The 20,937-nt window shown below is 34.9% G+C and carries 23 protein-coding genes and 1 riboswitch; of the genes, 18 read left to right on the top strand and 5 right to left on the bottom strand.

Translation table 11 applies throughout. The annotated features are described in order from the left end of the window. Positions 1-146: 146 nt before the first annotated feature. The 7 genes from rraA to PQF83_RS10225 all read left to right on the top strand — a co-directional run bounded on the left by rraA (position 147) and on the right by PQF83_RS10225 (position 7,785). The gene (gene rraA, locus PQF83_RS10255) at positions 147-626 is read left to right on the top strand and encodes a ribonuclease E activity regulator RraA (protein WP_000266062.1); all 480 of its coding nucleotides are present in this window, start codon (positions 147-149) and stop codon (positions 624-626) included. 338 nt (positions 627-964) lie between these two features. After that, positions 965-2,770, top strand: coding sequence for a DUF4430 domain-containing protein (locus PQF83_RS10250; RefSeq protein WP_001241074.1), 1,806 nt, complete (start codon positions 965-967; stop codon positions 2,768-2,770). A gap of 57 nt (positions 2,771-2,827) precedes the next feature. Next, complete coding sequence (locus tag PQF83_RS10245; protein ID WP_000041425.1) at positions 2,828-3,670, top strand: DUF4430 domain-containing protein; 843 nt, start codon at positions 2,828-2,830, stop codon at positions 3,668-3,670. A 22-nt stretch (positions 3,671-3,692) separates the two neighbouring features. Beyond that, positions 3,693-4,571, top strand: a complete 879-nt coding sequence (locus PQF83_RS10240; protein WP_002163588.1) for an energy-coupling factor transporter transmembrane component T — start codon at positions 3,693-3,695, stop codon at positions 4,569-4,571. Further along, entirely contained in the window at positions 4,544-6,205 is a 1,662-nt protein-coding gene (locus tag PQF83_RS10235) for an ABC transporter ATP-binding protein (RefSeq protein WP_002163589.1), read from the top strand. Before PQF83_RS10240 ends, PQF83_RS10235 begins: the two co-directional genes overlap by 28 nt. Continuing rightward, a complete protein-coding gene (locus PQF83_RS10230) occupies positions 6,178-6,879 on the top strand; it encodes an ECF transporter S component (RefSeq protein ID WP_002163590.1) in 702 nt (233 codons plus the stop codon). The genes PQF83_RS10235 and PQF83_RS10230 overlap by 28 nt, the downstream gene beginning before the upstream one ends. Before the next feature lie 183 nt (positions 6,880-7,062). After that, on the top strand, positions 7,063-7,785 hold the full coding sequence (locus PQF83_RS10225; RefSeq protein ID WP_000779951.1) for a YwiC-like family protein: 723 nt from the start codon (positions 7,063-7,065) through the stop codon (positions 7,783-7,785). A gap of 32 nt (positions 7,786-7,817) precedes the next feature. Here the strand turns inward: PQF83_RS10225 and PQF83_RS10220 are convergent, their stop codons facing one another. Further along, positions 7,818-8,009: a hypothetical protein gene (locus tag PQF83_RS10220; RefSeq protein WP_000545001.1), complete on the bottom strand. Its 192-nt coding sequence runs from the start codon at positions 8,007-8,009 to the stop codon at positions 7,818-7,820. Between the two features lie 122 nt (positions 8,010-8,131). Next, positions 8,132-8,230, top strand: a riboswitch (SAM riboswitch). 100 nt (positions 8,231-8,330) lie between these two features. On the opposite strand from PQF83_RS10220, the gene PQF83_RS10215 reads away from it, so the two are divergent. From PQF83_RS10215 to PQF83_RS10200, 4 genes are all read left to right on the top strand, one after another. Next, positions 8,331-8,588: a hypothetical protein gene (locus PQF83_RS10215; RefSeq protein ID WP_000171478.1), complete on the top strand. Its 258-nt coding sequence runs from the start codon at positions 8,331-8,333 to the stop codon at positions 8,586-8,588. A gap of 203 nt (positions 8,589-8,791) precedes the next feature. Further along, entirely contained in the window at positions 8,792-9,229 is a 438-nt protein-coding gene (locus PQF83_RS10210) for an SWIM zinc finger family protein (RefSeq protein WP_141402950.1), read from the top strand. Between the two features lie 23 nt (positions 9,230-9,252). Beyond that, positions 9,253-9,828, top strand: coding sequence for an NAD(P)H-dependent oxidoreductase (locus tag PQF83_RS10205; protein WP_001101675.1), 576 nt, complete (start codon positions 9,253-9,255; stop codon positions 9,826-9,828). Further along, the gene (locus PQF83_RS10200; protein ID WP_001002307.1) at positions 9,825-10,178 is read left to right on the top strand and encodes a hypothetical protein; all 354 of its coding nucleotides are present in this window, start codon (positions 9,825-9,827) and stop codon (positions 10,176-10,178) included. Before PQF83_RS10205 ends, PQF83_RS10200 begins: the two co-directional genes overlap by 4 nt. A gap of 40 nt (positions 10,179-10,218) precedes the next feature. Here the strand turns inward: PQF83_RS10200 and PQF83_RS10195 are convergent, their stop codons facing one another. Then, complete coding sequence (locus PQF83_RS10195) at positions 10,219-11,565, bottom strand: short-chain fatty acid transporter (protein ID WP_000490018.1); 1,347 nt, start codon at positions 11,563-11,565, stop codon at positions 10,219-10,221. Positions 11,566-11,973: 408 nt separating this feature from the next. Here PQF83_RS10195 and alo point away from each other — a divergent pair, with 408 nt between their 5' ends. From alo to PQF83_RS10175, 4 genes are all read left to right on the top strand, one after another. Beyond that, positions 11,974-13,512, top strand: a complete 1,539-nt coding sequence (gene alo, locus PQF83_RS10190; protein WP_000576713.1) for an anthrolysin O/cereolysin O family cholesterol-dependent cytolysin Alo — start codon at positions 11,974-11,976, stop codon at positions 13,510-13,512. A gap of 332 nt (positions 13,513-13,844) precedes the next feature. Then, complete coding sequence (locus PQF83_RS10185; RefSeq protein WP_000813654.1) at positions 13,845-14,402, top strand: TetR/AcrR family transcriptional regulator; 558 nt, start codon at positions 13,845-13,847, stop codon at positions 14,400-14,402. 14 nt (positions 14,403-14,416) lie between these two features. Continuing rightward, a complete protein-coding gene (locus tag PQF83_RS10180; RefSeq protein WP_001198606.1) occupies positions 14,417-14,779 on the top strand; it encodes a DMT family transporter in 363 nt (120 codons plus the stop codon). After that, positions 14,776-15,195 carry a DUF5360 family protein gene (locus tag PQF83_RS10175; RefSeq protein WP_001080895.1) on the top strand — a complete coding sequence of 140 codons (420 nt, stop codon included), beginning with the start codon at positions 14,776-14,778 and terminating at the stop codon, positions 15,193-15,195. Before PQF83_RS10180 ends, PQF83_RS10175 begins: the two co-directional genes overlap by 4 nt. A gap of 161 nt (positions 15,196-15,356) precedes the next feature. Here PQF83_RS10175 and PQF83_RS10170 read toward each other — a convergent pair whose 3' ends face one another. After that, the gene (locus PQF83_RS10170) at positions 15,357-15,899 is read right to left on the bottom strand and encodes a transcriptional regulator (RefSeq protein WP_000066859.1); all 543 of its coding nucleotides are present in this window, start codon (positions 15,897-15,899) and stop codon (positions 15,357-15,359) included. A 125-nt stretch (positions 15,900-16,024) separates the two neighbouring features. On the opposite strand from PQF83_RS10170, the gene PQF83_RS10165 reads away from it, so the two are divergent. From PQF83_RS10165 to PQF83_RS10155, 3 genes are read left to right on the top strand one after another with little or no spacing between them, the layout of a single operon-like run. Next, positions 16,025-16,264, top strand: coding sequence for a PLD nuclease N-terminal domain-containing protein (locus PQF83_RS10165; RefSeq protein WP_001175969.1), 240 nt, complete (start codon positions 16,025-16,027; stop codon positions 16,262-16,264). Then, positions 16,261-17,166, top strand: coding sequence for an ABC transporter ATP-binding protein (locus PQF83_RS10160; RefSeq protein ID WP_000764115.1), 906 nt, complete (start codon positions 16,261-16,263; stop codon positions 17,164-17,166). The genes PQF83_RS10165 and PQF83_RS10160 overlap by 4 nt, the downstream gene beginning before the upstream one ends. Further along, positions 17,163-17,951 carry an ABC transporter permease gene (locus PQF83_RS10155; RefSeq protein ID WP_272792298.1) on the top strand — a complete coding sequence of 263 codons (789 nt, stop codon included), beginning with the start codon at positions 17,163-17,165 and terminating at the stop codon, positions 17,949-17,951. Before PQF83_RS10160 ends, PQF83_RS10155 begins: the two co-directional genes overlap by 4 nt. 420 nt (positions 17,952-18,371) lie before the next feature. On the opposite strand, the gene PQF83_RS10150 is transcribed toward PQF83_RS10155, so the two are convergent. After that, entirely contained in the window at positions 18,372-19,631 is a 1,260-nt protein-coding gene (locus PQF83_RS10150; RefSeq protein WP_000768701.1) for a serine hydrolase domain-containing protein, read from the bottom strand. 100 nt (positions 19,632-19,731) lie between these two features. Further along, the gene (locus PQF83_RS10145; RefSeq protein WP_001190334.1) at positions 19,732-20,931 is read right to left on the bottom strand and encodes an MFS transporter; all 1,200 of its coding nucleotides are present in this window, start codon (positions 20,929-20,931) and stop codon (positions 19,732-19,734) included. Positions 20,932-20,937 lie beyond the last annotated feature (6 nt).

Genomic DNA, 20,937 nt, shown 5'->3' with positions numbered 1-20,937 from the left:
AAATAGATTATAATAAAGGTGGCTTCGTAAGGCAATAGTTTTTCTGTCCTTTTCCCGCACATACAAATTCTTGCAACATTAGACAGGGAAACGAAAATAATCCAAGAATATGTTAAATAGAAAGTAAAAGGAAAAGAGGGAAAAAGATGTGGAAAACTACGGATCTATGTGATGAGTTTGAAAATGAATTACAAATATGTCGCCAGTCTTTTCGATCTTTTGGGAAGAAAGAACAATTCCACGGGAAAATTGCAACGGTAAAAGTGAAGGATGATAATGTACTAGTGAAGGAAGGGTTGCAAACATTACCAGAAGGAACGGTATTAGTTGTTGACGGTGGAGCCTCTACGAATTGTGCGTTACTCGGTGATAATTTGGCAGCTATTGCGGAGGAAAGAAAGCTGGCAGGAATTATTGTATATGGATACGTTCGTGATTCTAGTGAACTAAAGAATATAAATATAGGTATTTTAGCGTTAGGGACAATGCCGAATAGAAGTGTAAAAGAAGGGAAAGGAGAACGAAATATTTCATTGCAATTTGGGCAAGTAGAATGGAAGCCGGATGAATATGTGTATGTGGATGAAGATGGCGTCATTATTAGTGAAAAGAGTTTGCATCGTTAAAGGTTAGTAAGTTACTATTCTTAGAAAATAAATCCGATAAAGCATGGACAAAATTCTTTGTCAATAGTAAAATAATACAGAAATTTAAAATTAACAGAATGTATAGGTTTATCGTTTTACGATAACTTAAATGGAAGTAAGTTGTGCCTAGAAAAGTGAATGTTATCACAATGATACGTTCATGAACAAAATTATTTTTCCTATACAAATATAGCCGCGAATGATGCGGGTAGGAGGTGTTGCACAGTTTGTTCGACACTTACAAAAAAAGAGTGTCAATTGCACGCCCTTGAAGGGCTCTTTTTTGTGTGAATAGTAGTAAGGGAGGAAATTTTGGGATGGCAATGTTAAAAAAATGGCTGCTTACGTCGTTAATGGCAGTTACACTTGTATTTGTTTCTTTTGCGAATACAGTACATATTACGTTTGCTGAAGGAAATACAGCAAAACTTGCAATTATTGGTGAATCACAAAAGGGCATTATGTTATGTCCGAAAGAAGAGCAAATTAAAGATGGGGAAACAGCTTTAAGCTTGCTACAAAAAGTCATGGGGGACAAAGTAGAAGCTGAAACGATGTCGTTTGGAACGTATGTAAAAGGCATTGATGGGCTAATGGCCGGGGCTACAAGTGGCTGGCTGTATGATGTAAATGATAAATCTGCAGAAGTTGGAGCGGATAGTTATAAATTAAAATCTGGAGATGTTGTTGTTTTCCGCTTTGTTTCAGACTGGAACAATATGAGTCAAGAAACATTACAACAAACATTAGATAAATTTGGTACTTGTAAAACTGTAGAAGAACCAAAAACAGATGATCCAAAACAAGAAAAACCAGAAGAACCAAAGACGGATGATCCAAAGCAAGAGAAACCAGAAGAACCAAAGACGGATGATCCAAAACAAGAAAAGCCAGAAGAACCAAAAACGGATGATCCAAAACAAGAAAAGCCAGAAGAACCGAAGACGGATGATCCAAAACAAGAAAAACCAGAACAACCAAAGCAAGAGAACATTCAAATTCCAGTAGCACAAGTAAATGACGCGATCTCTAAGACGTCTGAAAAGATGTTACAAGATGGAATTGAAAGTGATTGGGTAGCGCTAGGTCTTTCTCGTTCTGGAAAGAATATACCAATCGAGGCGAAATTAAATTATGTTAAGGCTGTAACTGAAAAGGTAGAAAAGCGCGTTAATCGTTTTTCAGCGACAGATTTAGCTAGAACGATTATTATGATGAATGCAATGAATGCAGACCCAAAAATGGTAGGCGAACATAATTTAGTTCAAAAATTGTACGAATCAGATAAAGTGAATTCTGTTACAGGTTATACATTTGCTTTACTTGCATTTGATACGAAAAAATATGAAATTCCAGTAGATTCAAAATGGAATCGAGTTGCTTTAGTAGATGCACTTTTAAACGCGCAACATACAGATGGCGGCTGGACTTATGATAGCGCAAGCAGTAAAGATAGTGCTAGTAGCGTTGATGTAACAGGTATGGTTTTATCAGCATTAGCTCCTTATCAAGACCGAGCAGATGTGAAACCAGCAGTGCAAAAGGCTGTCGCATACTTATATAATGAACAACTAGAAAATGGCGGTTTCTCTGCTGATGGACAAGAGAATTCTAATAGTGCTGCGCAAGCTATTATTGGATTATCCCTTGTGAAAGATGTAGATCAAAACCGTCTTCATAAGGCAGTGCAAAATCTATTGTCATATCAACTTCCAAATGGTGAATTTAAATGGTTACCAGGCGATCAAACCGGTAGCGGAATGGCAACAGAGCAAGCGTTATTAGCTTTACTTCAGTTTAAAGACCTTGGAAAATCGATTTATGACTGGTCAACTGAATCTGTTACTGAAATTAATCCAAAACCAAATGTAGATTCAGAAAATGTTGTGGTGGAAAAAGAAGTTATTGAACAGCCACAAGAACAAAAACAAGTACAACAAGAAACGAAAGATGACACTTTAAAAGTTGTTGTGGATAACGAACCGGTTAAACATAAAAAATCCGGAAACGGTAGCACATTACCGAAAACAGGAGCATCTTCTCATAGTGCAGCGACAGAAGTAGGTATGGGTGTATTATGTATTGCTTCTGCATATGTATTATGGAGACGTAAAGCAGCTTAACAAAAATTAGGAGCAATCATTTGCTCCTAATTTTTAATATGAAAGGTGAGAGGCAACATGAGTAAGATGAAATGGTTTATTTCTTTACTGCTTTCACTTGGGCTACTTGCCGGATGTGAAGAGGCAGCGGTAAAGCCTGAGAAGAAAGTAGAACCGAAGCAAGAAGAAGTAGCAAAACAAGAAGAGAAAAAAGATGAAGCGAAGCCGGAAGAAAAACCGGAGGAAAAACAAGCTGAACAAGAGCAAAATAAGCAAGACGAACAGAAAGAAAAGCAAGAGCAAAAAGTAGAAGAGAAGCCGAAAGAAGAAAAGCCACAAGCACAACCGGAAGTAAAGAAAGAAGAAAAAACGCAGGAACAGCCTGTCGCTACTAAGCAACCAGAACAACAAAAAGCACAAGAAGAGAAACAACAAGAGAAACAACAAGAGCAACAACCGAAAGCGCAAGAAGTAAAAGAAGAAGCAAAGGTTGTGAATCAGCCGAAGGAAACACCGAAACAGGAGCAAAAGAAAAAACCAGAAGAGAACAATAGTGTACCAACTCCACCAACACCGGTACCAGATCCAGTACCGCCAGTGCCAGATCCAGTAATACCAAAACCAAAACAAGTTACGATCTCAGTAAAAGGTAATGAAGGATATTTATTAGGTGCAAAAAAGGTGGATGTACAAGAAGGCGATACAGTTTATAAAGTATTGCAGCGTACAGGATTAGATGTGGATGCAATGGGCTCTAAAGATGGAGTTTATGTAAAAGGTATTAATGATTTATATGAAAAAGATATTACCGCTACTAGCGGATGGAAATATCGTGTGAACGGTGCGTTTCCAAACCATAGTGCAGGTGTAGTTACAGTAAAACCAGGCGATACAATCGAGTGGGTGTTTGTATTAAAATAAGAAAGGCATTCGGTAAAGGACTATGAAAATAAGTTTTTCTTCTTTACATCCTTTTGTGAATTTTTTCTATTATATCGGGGTGATGATACTATGTATGATGTGTCTTCATCCTCTTTTTTTAATTGGAGCAATACTATTAATTGTTATTTTAAATGTGATGCAAGGGAATAGCGAAAAGGTAAGAAAGATGTTACCGAGCACAATCGTTTTCTTTTTTATGGTCATTTTATTTAATTCGCTATTAACACATAGAGGCCGAACTACGTTATTTTGGTTAGGTGATAGCCGTATTAAACTTGAGGCAATTATGTTTGGAGTAGTAATGGGGTTATTACTAGTGGCGATTATGTTTACGTTTGCTTCGTATAATGATATTATTTCAAGTCATAAATTTTTATATTTGTTTTCTAGAATTTCACCGAAAGTAGCATTGTTAACGATGATTACAGTGAGATTTGTTCCTTTGTTTATGAGAAGATTACAGAAAATAACACTCGTCCAAAAGACGAAAGGTGTACAGGTAGATGCAGGTTCCATTGTGGAACGTGTGAAAAATGGTATGCAACTATTGCAAGTATTATTAATTTGTTCATTGGAAGATGCACTGCAAACGGCAGATTCTATGCAAGCTCGTGGATTTGGTGTAACGAAACGTACGACATATATTCGCTATAGAATGGAAAAACGAGATTGGTATACGCTCAGTTATTTAAGTATTCTATTTATAGTTGCTATTATATGTAGTACGTATGGTGGGGGAAAGTTAATCATTTATCCGAAAGTTGAATCTATTTTATTTCAGCAATATGATGGGATGATGTTTGTTGTATTTACGATGTTTATTAGTTTACCAATCATAATGGAAGGAAGGGAATGGATATGGTGGCGCATGCAGAAATAAACAATTTATCATTTGTATATGCTGATGAAAACGAAGAAGCGTTACAGCATATTTCTCTTTCTGTTCAAAAAGGAGAGTTTATTGCACTTGCTGGAGGATCAGGATCTGGAAAGACGACTTTATTAAAACATTTTAAAAAGGAATTACTTCCAATTGGTAAGCGTACTGGGGATACATATTATGATGGTACTTTATTAGAAAATGTACCGGATTTGTTATCTGCTCAAGAAATTGGTATGGTATTTCAAAATCCAGAAAATCAACTCGTAATGGATACAGTAATTCAAGAATTAGCGTTTTCTTTAGAAAATATTGGATTACCATCACATATTATTCAAAAAAGAATAGCAGAGCTCATTAGTTTCTTAGGATTTCAAGATTTATTGCATCAATCTGTTCATACGTTATCTGGCGGACAGAAGCAACTTGTTAATTTAGCTGCCGTATTAGTAATGCAACCGAAATTATTATTATTAGATGAACCGACAGCGCAGTTAGATCCAATTGCCGCAAAAGAGTTTTTAGGATTGTTAAAGCGTATTAATGAAGAACTTGGAATTACGATCGTTTTAAGTGAACATCGTTTAGATGAAGTAATACCACTTGCAACGCGTGTTATTTGTATGAGTAACGGCCAAATCGTGTATGACGGTAGTCCGAAAACGGTTGTAGCAAATATGTGGGAAGTAGAAAAGTTCCGGCCATTTATTCCGCAAATTCCAAGATTGTTTTTAGAGTGGAATACGAAAGATATTCCGTTTACAGTGCGAGAAGCGCAAATGAAAATGAATGATTTTTCAGCGATATCATATGTAAATAAGCCAATAGTACAAGGTGAAAAGCAAGAAGTCATTTTAAGTGCCGAGCATATTTCATTCCAATATGAAAAAAATAGTCCGCTCATTTTACGAGATTTAACAGTATCGATTGAAAAAGGAAAATGGGTAGCTCTCGTTGGAAAGAATGGGACAGGGAAGTCTACACTGTTAACGCTTTTAGCTGGATTGCAAAAAGCGAGAAGAGGGAAAGTAAAGTGGAATGGGAAAGTGATACATAAAGTTGATTCGAAAGAACGATTTAAAAGTATTGGGTATGTATCACAGCATCCGTATTATCATTTTACATTTGATACAGTGTGGGACGAAGTGTATGAACGAGCGCGTGAATTATATGGAGAACAAGGAAACGAAATAGCAGAACATCAGCTTAAAAAGTTTTGGCTATATGCACTTAAAGAACGCCATCCACATGATTGTAGCGGGGGAGAGCAACAACTACTTGCATTATGTACAACGTTATTATCAAAGCCGACTTTATTATTACTGGATGAACCGACAAAGGGACTCGATCCATGGAAGAAAGAGAGAGTAGGAGAGTTATTTAGGAAACTGCAAAAAGAAGGTACAACAATTGTAATGGCAACGCATGATATTGAGTTTGCAGCGAAATACGTGGATCAATGTATGATGTTATTTGATGGAGCAGTCATTATGAATGATGCACCGAAAGAATTTTTTAGTGGCAACTTCTTTTATACAACATCTATCAATCGATTCATTCGAAAAGAATTGCCATATGCATTAACGTGGGAGGATGTGTACGAAGCGTGTCCAAACGATATGTTGCATTCATAATATGTATTTTTGCAGTAATAATAGGCACATTACTCTTTACTACACTTATCATGGATGGGTATTACATGTTAAGTAGTTTGTTTTTATTAGTCGTTATTATGTTACCTTTCTATATCCGCTTTGAAAGAAAGGCGTTTGTTTCACGTGAAATTGTTCTCGTTGCCGTGTTAGCAGCAATTGCAGCAGTTAGCCGCGTACCATTTTCTATTTTACCGAGTGTACAACCGACTTCTTTTGTTATTATCGTTTCTGCAATCGTGTTCGGAAGTGAAACTGGATTTATGATCGGGGCAACAGCGGCGATTGTGTCTAATATCTTTTTAGGACAAGGTCCGTGGACGCCGTGGCAAATGTTTTCATGGGGTATGATTGGTTTTATAGCTGGATTATTACGTAATACGTTCTTAATGAAAAAGCTATGGGGAAGACTACTATACGGATTGTTTGTTGGATTTTTATTTGGCTGGATCATGAATTTCTGGGGACTTCTCGGTTTTATACGAGAGACAACGTGGGAAACAGTCATTTCGTATTATATCGCAAGTTTTTATTTCGATTTGAGCCATGCAATTTCGAATGTTGTTTTCTTACTATTATTTAGTACGTCTTGGATTACGATTCTTACAAGATTTAAAAAGAAATATGGCATATTGGATAAGCATAACATGGTATAGAAAAGCATACTCATATAAGGTAGGGTCGCGACTTACATATTCGTTTGCCTCTTTCATGCTTCTTACATATTGTAAGGAGCATTTTTTATTGTCAAAAAATAGTCCAATATATATCCGTTACTATATAAAATTATTTGTATAATAGTAGGTGAGAATTATTTTCAAAAGGGAGGTGTATAGTTAATGAAGTTAGTTATTCCGAAGCAACATGGTGCATGGGCGATGCTTATTATACCATTTCTATTAAGTGTCATACTTGGGAAACCTACTATGTATCATATTCCATTGTTTTTAGCTTGGTTCTTTATCTATTTAGCTACGTATCCATTTCTTATGTACATAAAACAAAAACGGAAAAAAGAGTATTTACATGCTTCAATTGTATATTTTATTATTGCGTTCATATTTGGGATGATTTCTCTATTATATGAATGGCGCATTCTTTTATTCGTAATAGTCATGATTCCATTCTTTATAGTAAATATGTATTACGCTCGTCAAAAAAATGAAAGAGCATTATTAAATGACGTTAGTGCAATTATTGTTTTCTGTATAGGTGGTTTAGTTAGTTATTATTTTTCAATGAAATTGATAGATAAAACAGCATTATTTATTGCGCTTATTTCATTTTTATATTTTTTAGGAAGTACGTTTTATGTGAAAACGATGATACGTGAGAAAAATAATCCGAAGTATCGTTATATATCTTGGGGTTATCATATCATGTTAACGGTCATCGTATTTGCTATTAATCCGTGGTGCTCCCTTATTTTTATACCAAGTGTCATTCGAGCCATTATATTGTATGGCAAAAAAATTTCTATTATAAAAGTAGGGATTTTAGAAATTGTGAATTCTGTATATTTTTTAATCATAACGGCAATAATTATGAAGTATGCCATTTGAAAAAACTTCCCACCTTATGATGGGAAGTTTTTTCAATCTTGTTCTAAAATGTGAACGGTGTAGTCGCAGCGTTGAATAGCTTGTTCGATCGCATAAAGAGATTGCTCAATACGAGCGCGATTAAAATCTTTTTCAACAGTCTGTAATGCTGCTTCTAAACATTGTTTTGCTTCTTGTAATGATTGAAAAGAGTCTTGGACATATCCGCGGGCATTTTCGTGCATTTCATAATCCTCCTTGCATACTCATATATGTATAGTATGAACAGTAAAGAAGAAAATATAATTTGTTATATTTGTTTGACAATTGAAATGAAATTACGTATAGTAAGAATTAAGTGAATATTTTCTTATCCAGAGAGGTGGAGGGACTGGCCCGATGAAACCCAGCAACCGCGATGCAGGTGCTAATTCCAGCAGAACAAATTTGTTCTGGGAGATAAGACGAAGATATATACGTAACTTCTTCTTATCGGAGAGGTTTTTTTATTGCAAAAAAACCGATTACGAAAATTTATATTAAGAAGAAAGGGGTTGCGCGTTACTGTGACACTCGAAAAATACGTAAAACTGCGTAGTACAGTTTATGAATATATGATAGAGCAAGATAAGCCGATATCATTGTTAGATATTCAAGAACATATCGTTTCGCATCATGAAGGAAAATTCACGAAAAAGATGTTACATCAATTTTATTTATCAAGACTATTAGATGAACTGAAACTGGATGGGAAAATTACATTAGCTGATGAATATCTCTATACTGAAAAAGGGGTATTTTATAAGGCGAGAAAAGGGAGCTAAGCTCTCTTTTTTTGAAGTATGTAGAGTAAAAGACTGCTTAAGCAGCCTGATACAGGGAATGGTGTTGAGTGTGTAGTGTCAAAGATTGAATGTGCCTGAAAGAGGCACTTCATATCGGCTGCAAATGAAAAGAGACACCTTCGCCGAATAGGTGTCAGTCGTTTTGTCATATAGACTTGCTATTTGACAGTTATTAGAATAACATGCACAGGTTTGGAAGTCAAAAGGGAATTAAAGGAAGAGGTGTTGTTATGTACGCTTATTTGTTACATGATATAACAAAATGGATTCCTAAGTACATTATGGATAAAGGGTATGAATATTATGAAGAAGGACATGTAGAAGATGTTGAAATACAAGACAAGAAAATATTTGCTTTCGTTACTGGAAATGCAGGAGACTATGAAGTGATTATTGATCTTGAAGATTTTACAGAAAGTAGCTGCGAGTGTCCGTATGAGAATCTTTGCAAACATATGGCGGCAGTTGTTTATGATATTCAAAGTGCTGGTGAGAGTGCAGTGAAAGAGAAACTAAAAGAGTTAGAAAAGGAAGAGTTATTAACGGTACTACATCGCTTGTTACAGAGTTCAAAAAACGTGCAAATTGTAGAGAAGAGGTTAAAGAAGGGGAAACTTTAACTTATAAAGGGAGTTGTTTTGTAGTGAATGTACTTATTGTATACGCTCATCCTAGTCCTTCAAGTTTTAACGCGGCAATTTTAAATCATGTGCAAAAAGGACTACAGGAAACAAATCATTCAGTTACCGTACTTGATTTATATAAGGAGCAATTTGATCCAGTCCTTGTATTTAATGAAGAGAAGAAAAGACGTGACTTAGTAAATGAAGAAGAAACAGCTCGGTACAGGACATTAGTAGAAGAAGCGGATATGCTTCTATTCATCTATCCGATATGGTGGTGGGGGATGCCAGCTATTTTAAAAGGATTTATTGATCGTATTTTCGTTGCTGGATTTGCTTATAAATATGAAGGTGCTCTGCCTAAAGGGTTATTGAAAGGGAAGAAGGCGTGGGTGATTAATACGCTAGATTCACCGTTATGGTACGTCGCACTATTATATCGATCAGCAGATTGGATTATAATGAAGAGAGGTGTCTTACGTTTTTGCGGCATTCGCGATATAAAACGGTCAGTATTTCAATCTGTGAAAACGAGTAAACGAGAGAAGCAGGAAAAGTGGTTATTACAAATAGAAGAAAAGGCTCGTACATTATGAATGAAATCGATCGAATTATAAACTGTTGTGGGTATGATAACGAACTTTTTCGAACGTATATTACATGTTTACTTCAATTGAAGAAATGTAGCGAAACATTTCAGCAAATTCAAATACAATTAAGAAATGACTACTTGATAAGAGGAATTTGTGAAAGAGAAGTGGATGAAGTAGTAAGGGGAAGTAAAGAATATGATACATATTTTCTTCCTAAAGCATTACAGTGGGATTTCCTTAAGAACAATCCACATTTAATTGAAAAAGTATGTGAAGATTTTTTTGCATTTGAGGCATTACATCTTACGGAGATAGAGTGGAAGACCATAATAAATTTCGTGGGAAATAAATGATTTATTATGTAAAAAAGCTAGTATAAAACTAGCTTTTCGTTTAAATAAATAAGAAACATAGACTAATGATAAAACCTGCATATAGTAAGTTCACAACGCAAAATCCCATAATATCACGAGCACCTAAACCAGCTATCGCTAATGCTGGTAATGCCCAGAAAGGTTGAATTAAATTTGTCCAAGCATCGCCCCACGCAATGGCCATTGCTGTTTTTGCAGCAGGTACACCAAGTTCAGCGCCAGCTGGAATCATAATGGGTGCTTGCACAGCCCATTGACCGCCACCAGATGGAACGAAAATATTAACGATGCCAGCACTTAAAAAAGTAAAGAGCGGGAAAGTCGTTTCGTTTGAAATGCTAATAAAGAAATTCGAAATAGCTCCTCCAAGTGAAAGGCCTTCACTATTTGCTCCAATCATCATCCCCATAATTCCTGCGTAAAACGGAAATTGAAGTAGAATGCCAGAAGCGCTTTTCGTAGAGTCTGAAAAAGCGCGAATATATTGAATCGGAGTACGGTGGAAAACGAGTCCAGCAATTAATAACATAAAAATAACGATGTCTAGCGTAAGGTTAAAGCCTTTCGTATAAAAGTAGTTGAAAATATAAATGAGACCTAACAATCCAACGCAAAGTGTAATAATGATACTATTTTCCATTTTCTCAGCGAACGTATTTTTCCCTACCTCTTGAGCGGCAGCTTCTTCATGAAACACGCTAGGGTCTACTGTAATCGTATGTTTTTCATCTGGATGCATCGCCTTATTAATGAGAGGCATCGTAACTAAAAAGATAATAACTGGAACGAGGGCGTATGGTGAGAATAACGTTTCAGTGATTGGAATCGCTTCTTTAATACTTCCAGCTGTCGTTTTAATTAACGTTTCTCCGCCTGTTGCTAACGTAAGAGGGATAGAAGCAGAAAGCCCCGCATGCCAAATGAGAAATCCAGAGTAAGAAGAAGCAATTGCCAGTCTATAATCTAATCCTTCCAGCTGTCTTGCTACTTCTTTTGCATATAAAACAGATACAACAATACCAAATCCCCAGTTTATGTACGCCCCTAGTAAACTTACGATTGAAATGGCAATAATACCTTGTCCATTCGTTTTCGGTAGTCTTGCCGCTTTCGTTAATCCTTTTTTAATAAGAGGGGCGTTTGCTAAAGCAGATCCTGTCACGAGTACAAGTGCCATTTGCATAGAAAAGGCGAGAAGTCCCCAAATGCCATTACCCCAGTGATTAATCATTTCCACAGGTGTTTGATGCGTTGCAAACATACCAAAGAAGATAACGAAAACAGTTAATAAACATGATAAAATAAACGGTTCTGGCAAGAAGCGTTGCACTAAGGCGACGCAACCATTAGTAAAAGAACGAAACAAAATAGATCAACCTCCTTATGTATATGTATTACAATTATTCGAGGTTGTTTCGTTCATAACCTCTTAAAAGTAGAAAATTCTGATATTTTTAGAAGGATTGAAATATGTTCAAGAAGAGTGGTAGCATCATCACCCTGACAGAAAAAGTTGCTTTTTCCCTAATATGAAATATTGCATATAAAAATGAATTGATGCAAATGTAAAAGCTTATTATAATGAAAGCATAAATATACAACACATCTTAATACAGCAAAGAGGAGGAAGGAATATGGAAATCGCAATGGCAGTTTTAAAATTTTTAGGTGGAGTAATTCCTTTAGTTCAAGAACTTTTAAAAGCGTTTATGTAAGTTTATTCGTTAGCTATCATATATCTATCATTATTATATCTTACTAAAAAAAGAATGGGGTGATTTTTCTGAACATTAAGAAAAATACCAAGAAAAGAAAGTTCCTTACATGTGTATTAGTTAGTCTATGCACTCTTAATTATTCATCTATTTCTTTCGCAGAAACACAAATCGGTCATGCAAATGATATAAATAAAAATGCTAGTAGCATTGATACTGGTATAGGGAATCTTACATATAATAATCAAGAGGTTTTAGCTGTAAATGGTGATAAAATAGAGAGTTTTGTTCCGAAAGAAAGTATCAATTCAAATGGTAAATTTGTAGTAGTGGAACGTGAGAAAAAATCACTTACAACGTCACCAGTCGATATTTCGATTATTGATTCTGTAGCGAATCGTACGTATCCAGGAGCTGTACAACTTGCCAATAAAGCTTTTGCAGACAATCAACCGAGTTTATTAGTGGCTAAGAGAAAGCCTTTGAATATTAGTATAGACTTACCTGGTATGAGAAAAGAAAATACAATCACTGTCCAAAATCCGACATATGGTAATGTAGCTGGAGCAGTAGATGATTTAGTATCTACTTGGAATGAAAAGTATTCCGCAACACATACGTTACCTGCAAGAATGCAGTATACAGAATCTATGGTTTATAGTAAATCACAAATCGCAAGTGCTCTTAATGTTAATGCTAAATATCTTGATAACAGTCTAAATATTGACTTTAATGCAGTTGCAAATGGAGAAAAGAAAGTGATGGTGGCGGCATATAAACAAATATTTTATACTGTAAGTGCTGAACTACCTAATAATCCATCTGATCTCTTTGATAATAGTGTTACTTTTGATGAGCTAACTCGTAAAGGAGTAAGTAATTCGGCTCCACCTGTTATGGTTTCAAATGTAGCTTATGGTAGAACGGTTTATGTAAAATTAGAAACAACATCTAAGAGTAAAGATGTACAAGCTGCTTTTAAAGCTTTACTGAAGAATAACAGCGTCGAAACGAGTGGACAGTACAAAGATATTTTTGAAGAAAGTACCTTTACTGCTGTCGTATTAGGTGGAGATGCGAAAGAGCATAACAAGGTTGTTACAAAAGATTTCAATGAAATCCGAAATATCATTAAAGATAATGCTGAATTAAGTTTTAAAAATCCAGCATATCCAATTTCATATACAAGCACGTTCTTAAAAGATAATGCAACTGCTGCTGTTCATAACAATACAGATTATATCGAGACGACAACTACAGAATATTCAAGTGCAAAAATGACACTTGATCATTACGGTGCTTACGTTGCACAATTTGATGTATCTTGGGATGAATTCACATTTGATCAAAATGGGAAAGAAGTACTAACACATAAAACATGGGAAGGTAGTGGCAAAGACAAAACAGCCCATTACTCTACAGTAATCCCTCTTCCACCAAATTCAAAAAATATAAAAATCGTAGCAAGAGAATGTACAGGTCTTGCATGGGAATGGTGGAGAACCATTATTAATGAACAAAATGTTCCATTAACAAATGAAATAAAGGTTTCAATTGGAGGAACAACATTATATCCGACGGCTAGTATTAGTCATTAGGTTGGAGCAAAGCGCCCTGTTTATAGGGCGCTTTTTTAATTAGGTGAAAGGTAGATCGGCGTTTCTCCCCATCAAGCTAAAAAAGAATATTTACCAACATAGCCTTATACAATTGCATTTAACTTTAGTTAAACTTTCATGTATGAGTGTTATTTTATACATTCACTTGATTGTTAAATATGCAGGTATGATTCTCAACGCTCTTATGTTTACCTGTTTTGAGCTAAAAATAAGAAAATTTGAAATGTTAGTTGTATACATTGTGTTAAATATTGTAAAATGGAATGGTACCAAAAAAACTAAATTGGTACCAAAGGTTTAGGGGGCGGATTATGAAACAAAGAATAGTAACAGAAACCATTCATCAAATTCAAACGAAGGGGTTTACATTTACAATTAGTGATTTAGCAAAACAATTAGCTGTCAGTAAGAGGACAATCTATGAGCACTTTTCTTCAAAAGATGAAATAGTAGATGAAGTTATTCGTAATGTAATAGAAAGTATTCAAGAAAAGGAAAAAAATATCGCTGAAGATGATACGTTACAAATAGTTGAAAAAATAAGACTCATCTTAATTTGCATTCCACAACAATTTACATTCATGGATGCACGTTTATTAGTAGAACTAAAAAAACATCATTATTACCAATGGTTAAAATTAGATGAGTTTTTACGTGAAGGCTGGTCTACTGTAATTGGTTTAATAGAAGAGGGAATGAGAGAAGGTAGCATAAGAAAAATTCAAATTCCGTTTTTTATTGAAGTGTATTTAGGGGCACTGAATCGCATATATGATCCTATGTTTATTGAAAAGAGTGATTATACATTGGGAAGTATGCTTGAATCGATTATGGACATGTTACTATATGGCATTTCTAATTCGAAATAGAAGGTGGGAGAGTAGTGCAGTGGATTTATTTATGCTTAGCAATTTTATTTGAGGTAGCAGGTACAACTGCAATGAAACTATCTGATGGATTAACGAAACTTGTACCAAGCATTCTTATTTTTGTATTTTATGTAGTAAGTTTTGCATTTCTGTCATTTGCATTAAAAGGGATGGAAATGTCCGTAGCATATGCGGTGTGGTCAGGTATGGGAATTGTAACGATTACAACAATTGGTTTTATTTATTTTGGAGAAAGTATCAATATAATTAAGATACTAGCAATTCTTTTTATTTTAGTTGGAGTCGTAATATTAAATTTTAATAGTACGGCACATGAAGCGAAGAAAAAAGAAATGGTGGAGGAACGTATACATTGAATCGATTAAAGTATTTTTTCTTTATTACTGATTTTGGGTTTGTTATATATTGGCTCATAACAATTTTTCATATGATTCCGCAAGAATATTTGTTTAAAGATTATGAAGATCCTATTTTAGTAGCGTGGAATTGGTCTTTCCTGCCTCTAGATTTGTTAATCTCGTTAACGGGATTTTTAAGTTTGTATTTGCATTCTAAACAAAAACATACTTGGAGCCACTTTGCATTTCTATCATTAATTTTAACTTTTTGCTCAGGGTTACAAGCTCTAGCATTTTGGACAATGCGTTTAGATTTTGATATGTCTTGGTGGATCCCTAATTTATATTTGTTAGTTTACCCATGCTTCTTTTTTAAAAGTTTTTGGAGAGAGTGTGGATCGTATGAGATTAACACGAGAAAAGAATTCATGTAATATAGATAGCAACTTTAAGCACATTCGAATTCTAGATTTTAAAACATTTCAGTTTCTAGATCCGTTTTTTTCGCCAGCCATACAGCAAAAGTCAAAATGAAGATAGCCGATGATTCCTACGGTAAGGAATCATCGGCTTGTATTATGTATGTTGAGTGAGTTCACGTTTCTGGAATAATTGTAATAGCGATGGTCCGAACCGGAGCCTCTATTTCATCTTTATTTTGGCTATTGTAGTATTTAATCATTAATTCGTTAAGTTCGCTTTGAAATTTTCCAAAGCGTTCTTCATCTAGCTTTAATTCCACTACAGAAAAAGTAGCAGTATCTTCTTGACTGTTTTGTTCCTCTAATTTCTTAAGGTAACTTTGATATTGTGTCATAAGTGATAACTGATAATAGGAAATGTAGTTTAATTTTTCATCATCAGATAAGCCTTTCCATTCACTTCCTTCAATTTTTGCATCTTCTTCATTGATTGCGTAATATTTTTCAGAAACAGATTTTACCTTTTTTTCTTTAATTACATGGACGATACCAGAATCAACCATAGTTTGTAGCTGTCTATATAGTGTAGCTTGTGGTACATTTTTAATGATTTTTACCATTTCTAATGGTGTTAGCCCATTTTCCTTATTTCTCATTAACACTTGGCAAATTTTCATTCTTACTGGATGCATTAAAATTTCAACTTTATTACTCATTCGCTCACCTTATTTATCATATATTTTTATTCTCATTATAAATAATGAGAATAATGTTTGCAATTCATTCGTTTATGATTTATCATTATCAATAATGAGAATGAATTTAGGGAGGAATGACAATAATGCAACTACATTATGGATTGAATGATCTTAAAGACATTGATATTATGACTTTTCTACCTATTATATTGCCAGTTATTGCAGTGGGGGCACTTTTAGTTTTTATTGCATTCATTGATTTATACCGACATAGAAAAACAAGAAAAAATGTACTTGTATGGACGTTCATTATTCTTTTCGTTAATGTATTGGGACCTATTTTCTACTTCGTTATAGGGAGAAAGGACAGTGAGAAATTATGAAACTAGAGATTAAAAATGTAACAAAATCATTTAAAGGAAAAACTGCTGTCAATAATTTCTCGATGGAACTGCAAGCGGGGGAATGCGTCGGATTAATTGGACCAAACGGAGCAGGAAAATCTACATTAATAAAAGTAATTTCCGATATTACTAATCCAACTGCTGGTGAAGTTTTATTGAATGGGATAAAAATATCAAAAATGAAAAGTGAAATTGGTTATCTACCTCAATATCCTAATTTTTTTCATTGGATGACAGCGAGAGAAACGCTTATGTTTATGGGCCAACTTTCGGGATTGAATAAAGTAGAATTGTCAAAGTCAATTCCAGAAATTTTAGAGAAAGTTGGACTAAAAGGGGAAGAAAACGAAAAGGTTAGTACATTTTCTGGTGGAATGAAACAACGACTTGGTATTGCACAAGCATTATTGCATAAACCTTCGCTTATTGTCATGGATGAACCGGTATCCGCATTAGATCCAATCGGCCGGCGAGAAGTATTGAATCTGATTGAAGAAATAAAAAAAGATACAACCATTTTATTATCAACCCACATCTTAAGCGATGCAGAAGAAATCTGTGAACGATTTGTCATTATAAAAGATGGAACAAAAATAGAAGACACAACGATTACCGAACTTTTACACCGTAATAGTAAAAATAAATTGATTATTGAAATAACAACTAAAGATCAAAAGTGGATTGAAGTTGTAAAAAAATTACCGTATGTGAAGGACGTAGAAGTGGTTGGGCTTAAAATCAAAGTAAAGGTTGAAAGTATTGAAATAAATAAAAATATGTTACTGCAAAATGCACTCGAACATAAAGTGAACATCGTTAAATTTGAAATGAGCAACGATACTTTAGAAGAAATTTTTTTGAAATTGGTGGTGCAAAAATGAATAACACAATGGTATTGATAAAAAAAGAATATGTTCAAATGTTACGTGATTTTAAGATCATTTGGCTACCAATTGTTTTTATATTTTTAGGCGCGACACAACCGATAGTAACTCATTATTTACCATCAATTCTAGAAACATTAGGTGGAGGGCAGGGAATTATCATTGATCCAAATATGGCAACACAAAAAGGAGGCGAAGTATTAGCAAGTACTTTGGGATCCCAGTTTGATCAGCTCGGACTTATGATTCTAGTGATATCTATGATGGGTACTATTCAAACAGATAAAGCCAATGGTATGTTGGCTTTTATTTTAACAAGACCCGTTACTGTTACTTCATATGTAGGTGGGAAAATAGTGGCCAACTATTTAATGGTAGCTTGTAGTGTAACAATTGGATACGTTACTTCTTATCTATATGTAAATTCTCTTTTTACTGCCGTTCCATTTGCGCACCTAATTACTGGATTACTATTGTATCTAATTTGGACTCTTTTTATCGTATCTTTCACAACAATGATAAGTACTATTTTTCACAGTCAAGGTATGATTGCATTAATTTCAATTGTTTTCCTTTTAGCCTGTAGAGTAATCGTCGGTTTGAATCCAATAATGGATTTGCTTAATCTAGCAAGTATGAGTAAGTATGCAATGGAAACGTTAGTTACGGGGGGCGTACATTCAAACGCAATAATTACAGGAGTACTAACTATAGTTTGGATCTTATTGACACTCTTCGTAACGTATTATTGGATTGCTAATAAAAAATTTAATGATGAATAACCGTTATGAGGGTAATGGTTTTAAGTAAAACACCCCAACAAGAAAAAGCTTCCACTACTGTGGAAGCTTCTCTAACTGAAAGTGTTGGAAGTACTACGAGAACAGTAGTGCCATATGAATAAGGGACAATAAAAAAATTCTGGATGCAAGAGGATTTTTTTATTGGGAATAGTAAGGAGGAGGGGAGGTGTATTACATATGGGAAAAGGTAGAAGTAATAATGCTGGTAAAAAGCAACCAAATTTCGATGATTCATCTAATTTCGCTAAACAAAGTCAACCGACAGAAAAGAAGAAGAAATAAAAAAAGGAGCTCTCTTTATGAAGAGAGCTCCTTTTTTAGATATATTTATGTTTCAACACAACAGATTGTGTGTTCAATTAAATAGTCATACATGTAAGGTTTAAACTCCTGCTTCCACTACTGTGGAAGCTTCTCTAAATGATGTGCAATATCAATATACATATTAGAGTAAACGGAGTGGATTTCATTACTTGGCGTAGCGTTAGAAGAGAAGTGGACAATTACCATATTCGCTTTCGGATCGATGTAAAGTGTTTGTCCGTAACTACCTAACACTTCAAAAGCACCTTGTTCATTGTGCGGAATCCACCATTGATTATGATAAGAAATGGAAGCTCCAGGGCCAACTGCAAGTTCACCTTCTTGAACATTTTTTATATCTTCAGTAATAGAAGAAGGGAGAATTTGTTTTCCGTTATATTCCCCGTTATTTAATAATAATTGTCCGAATCTCGCCATATCCCTAGCAGTTGCATTTAAACCAGCGCTTGCTTGTTCAACTTTTGTTTCATCTGTTACGTAATACGCGTTTTCTTCCATACCAATTTGAGACCATATGCGCTCACTAACGTTTTCAGCTAATGATTTACCAGTGATCGTTCGAATAATCCAAGCGAGTGTTTCTGCTGATCCGTTATCGTAAGAAAAATCGGAACCAGGCGGTGCAGTTTCTTCTGCTTCTTGTAACATATCATAAATTTTCATGGGACCAGCGTAATTTTTACCTCGAGGTAAAATATTGCTTGCCAAGTATAGTTGTGCATCTTGATTTTCTAACGCTGGGTGTTCATAGCCGTGAGTGGGGTATTCCACAGAAACTTGCATGTCCATTAATTGCTGCAGTGTTGCTTTTCCGAACGGTGTATTTTTTAATTCTTTTATATATGTGTCAGCTGTTTTTTCTAAATCAATACGGTTTTCTTCAGCGAGAGATTGTATTATTGCTCCGGTAAATACCTTTGCTAATGACGCCATACCATGCGGTTCGCTCTCGTTATATCCATTGAAATATCGTTCATAAACAAGTTGTCCATTGTGTACAACGACAAACGCATCTGTTTTGTTATCATCTAAAAGTTTTTTTAGAGGAGTTGTATTTCCAAATCTACGCTCTACAGCAAAATCGTCTAAGTTTTGCAATGCGGTAGAGAAGTGAAAAACGTGATCCGGGTTATTTTTCACCTCGTTAATTAAAGTGAATTCTTTCATATGTGTATACGACCAACGTAAGTAGGGATCATCTAGCCAATTTTTTTTCGTCACGTTATTTTTCGATGGGATTGTTTTATTGTGTTTGAAGTATGTAAAACCGAGCCCTGTAATTACAAATATGAATGTGATTATGAGTAAGAGTAGGGGAGATTTTTTTAGTTTCATATCGGTCCCTCCTTTTTATTTCTACTATTAGTATACGCGTCTATTGAAAGAAATACAAAATAAGGAAAGTAAACGGGGAAGTTTACTTTCCTTATTTATGTTAAGCGGATATTTGTCCGTCTGTACGTTGTTTCTTGAATTTTTGTTTTCGCCCGTGTAATCCATAGTATAAAAGTAAAGTGAACGCAACGATAATAGCTGCGATAAAATACATATTATGATAGCTTGATTTCGCTGCGACGATACCTAAAATGAAAGAACCAAAGCCAATACCACTATCAAAGAATGAGAAGTACGTAGCTGTCGCAGAACCACGTCGATGGTTTGGAGCAGCAGAAATCGCAATCGTTTGGAAGCTAGGAATTAATGTTCCATAACCTAAACCGATTAACATACCTGCGCCAAGGAACCAAAATGAAGTTTGTGCTTGGCTTAAAATGAACATCCCAATTGTGAAAATAATAATAGCTGGATAAACAAGTACGTTTTCACCGAAGCGATCAAAAATCTTACCTGTAAATGGACGAGAAATGACAACAACAAGTGCATATAAAATAAAGAAGTAACTTGCAATATCAGCTAAACCGAGCTCTTTTGCATAAATAGGAATAAAGGATAAAATACCACTATAAGAAAAGGCTAAAACAAATCCTGTAAGAGCGATTGGAATAGAAGATGGTTCAAGTAAGTCTTTCCATTTCATTTTTTCTCGTTTTTGTTTGCTTACAGGTGCTTCATGCGGAATATTGACAAGTAGTCCTAATAAAAATGCAAGTAATGAAAATACGGAACAAACGATAAATAATACAGTAAACGAAAAATGAGAAATAATTGTTAAACCTAAAAAAGGACCAATTACCATCGGCAGACTCATAAATACGCCGAAATAGGCAAGTGCTTCGCCTCGTCTATGAGCTGGCGCAACATCTGTGACAATCGTACCAGTTGCAGTTGTTGCCATACCGAACCCAATACCATGTAAGAAGCGAAGGGCTAGTAATAAAAATAAACTTTGTGCACCGAAATACATAACGGTAGCGGCTAAAAATAGCGAAAGTGAAATAAATAATATTTTCTTTCTTCCTAAATCATCGAGCCATTTTCCTGTGAATGGTCGACATAAAACAGATGAAATAAGAAAAACAGTTGCAACTAAACCAATTTCCTCAGGTTTTCCTTTTAGGCCGTCTATTACATAGACGGGTAAAGTAGTCATAAGCATATAAAATGTTAAGAAGAGAAATAGACTACTAAAACAAGTTCCGAGGAAATCCTTCGTCCAAAGTTTCTCACTTTGCATGGTCAT

Origin of the sequence: Bacillus sp. FF-1 (assembly GCF_028548245.1) — a bacterium.
Taxonomy (GTDB): domain Bacteria; phylum Bacillota; class Bacilli; order Bacillales; family Bacillaceae_G; genus Bacillus_A; species Bacillus_A paranthracis.
The sequence above is the reverse complement of the archived record's forward strand: the minus strand, read 5'-3'. Positions and strand labels throughout refer to the sequence as shown.

Coding starts and splice junctions, on each gene's coding strand:
- PQF83_RS10220 (WP_000545001.1), bottom strand. CDS start 8,009: ATGCACGAAAATGCCCGCGGATATGTCCAAGACTCTTTTCAATCATTA.
- PQF83_RS10170 (WP_000066859.1), bottom strand. CDS start 15,899: ATGAGTAATAAAGTTGAAATTTTAATGCATCCAGTAAGAATGAAAATT.
- PQF83_RS10145 (WP_001190334.1), bottom strand. CDS start 20,931: ATGCAAAGTGAGAAACTTTGGACGAAGGATTTCCTCGGAACTTGTTTT.
- PQF83_RS10165 (WP_001175969.1), top strand. CDS start 16,025: ATGCAACTACATTATGGATTGAATGATCTTAAAGACATTGATATTATG.
- PQF83_RS10225 (WP_000779951.1), top strand. CDS start 7,063: ATGAAGTTAGTTATTCCGAAGCAACATGGTGCATGGGCGATGCTTATT.
- PQF83_RS10245 (WP_000041425.1), top strand. CDS start 2,828: ATGAGTAAGATGAAATGGTTTATTTCTTTACTGCTTTCACTTGGGCTA.
- PQF83_RS10150 (WP_000768701.1), bottom strand. CDS start 19,631: ATGAAACTAAAAAAATCTCCCCTACTCTTACTCATAATCACATTCATA.
- PQF83_RS10200 (WP_001002307.1), top strand. CDS start 9,825: ATGAATGAAATCGATCGAATTATAAACTGTTGTGGGTATGATAACGAA.
- PQF83_RS10235 (WP_002163589.1), top strand. CDS start 4,544: ATGGATATGGTGGCGCATGCAGAAATAAACAATTTATCATTTGTATAT.
- PQF83_RS10250 (WP_001241074.1), top strand. CDS start 965: ATGGCAATGTTAAAAAAATGGCTGCTTACGTCGTTAATGGCAGTTACA.
- PQF83_RS10160 (WP_000764115.1), top strand. CDS start 16,261: ATGAAACTAGAGATTAAAAATGTAACAAAATCATTTAAAGGAAAAACT.
- PQF83_RS10185 (WP_000813654.1), top strand. CDS start 13,845: ATGAAACAAAGAATAGTAACAGAAACCATTCATCAAATTCAAACGAAG.
- PQF83_RS10240 (WP_002163588.1), top strand. CDS start 3,693: ATGAAAATAAGTTTTTCTTCTTTACATCCTTTTGTGAATTTTTTCTAT.
- PQF83_RS10155 (WP_272792298.1), top strand. CDS start 17,163: ATGAATAACACAATGGTATTGATAAAAAAAGAATATGTTCAAATGTTA.
- PQF83_RS10210 (WP_141402950.1), top strand. CDS start 8,792: ATGCACAGGTTTGGAAGTCAAAAGGGAATTAAAGGAAGAGGTGTTGTT.
- rraA (WP_000266062.1), top strand. CDS start 147: ATGTGGAAAACTACGGATCTATGTGATGAGTTTGAAAATGAATTACAA.